The sequence below is a fragment of the Bradyrhizobium sp. Crot121 genome (assembly GCF_059512385.1).
This window is the reverse complement of record NZ_JCAMOR010000407.1, coordinates 1-424: the sequence shown is the minus strand read 5'-3', so window position 1 is coordinate 424 and position 424 is coordinate 1. Positions and strand designations below refer to the sequence as shown.

Below are 424 nucleotides of genomic sequence, written 5' to 3'. Positions count from 1 at the left end.
GCAATGGAGGGGAATATAGACGGCGCAGCGACGACCATGCAGGCGGTGGCCGGGCTGCTCGACGACGCCGAAGATCTCATGACCGGCGGTGAACTCGGCGCCGTTGTGCCAGAGCTTAAAGTCTGAGCCGCACAGCGCGGTGCGCGAGACGCGCACCAGCACCTCACCAGTGCCGACATCGGGCATTGCCACGCGCTCGATGGTGATGCGGTCGCCACCATGGAAGACCGCAGCGTGCATGATTGAATTCGGTCGGGGTGATACGTTCATCAGATACCTAGCCTTTCACCGCCCCGAGCGTCAGCCCGGACACCAGCCAACGCTGAACCAGGGCCGCCAGCACCAGCGGCGGCAATGCGATCAGCGTCGCCGCGGCCATGAGAGCGCCCCATTGCGTTGAGCCTTCGCCGATGAAGTTGAAGGC

The 424-nt window shown here is 64.4% G+C and carries 1 protein-coding gene and 1 pseudogene; both read right to left on the bottom strand.

Translation table 11 applies throughout. The features are described from left to right. Positions 1-270, bottom strand: a 270-nt coding sequence (locus AC5ZGW_RS47220) for an alcohol dehydrogenase catalytic domain-containing protein (RefSeq protein ID WP_496114282.1), incomplete at its 3' end; no start/stop codon positions are given. Positions 271-277: 7 nt separating this feature from the next. Further along, positions 278-424 (bottom strand): annotated as a pseudogene (locus AC5ZGW_RS47215) (carbohydrate ABC transporter permease); the annotation flags it as partial.